The sequence below is a fragment of the Bradyrhizobium sp. 25ACV genome, from assembly GCF_054863005.1.
The window spans coordinates 1-240 of the sequence record NZ_JAVAYO010000188.1 but is presented as its reverse complement, the minus strand read 5'-3'; the positions used below and the strand labels follow the sequence as shown (position 1 = coordinate 240).

Below are 240 nucleotides of genomic sequence, written 5' to 3'. Positions count from 1 at the left end.
ATATTGTCGGTAATCCCGAGTTCGCTTGTGAGCGTCCTGAGCCGACCTGCCTCCGGCCCGTCGCCGATGATCAGGCAGGCGATATCCGTTCGATGCAGGCGCTTGACGATGTGTTCCATCGCCTTGACCAGGAGGTCTACACCGTCCTGCTCGGCCATCATTCCCACGTAGCCGACGAGATATCGACAGTCCCGCCTGACCGACAGTTCGGGCTTGACCCGGCTGAAGCGCCCAAGCTCG

General features: G+C 61.2%; 1 protein-coding gene. It reads right to left on the bottom strand.

The features are described 5' to 3' along the window. Nucleotides 1–240, bottom strand: a 240-nt coding sequence (locus tag RAD04_RS39100; RefSeq protein WP_461628025.1) for a glycosyltransferase, incomplete at both ends; no start/stop codon positions are given.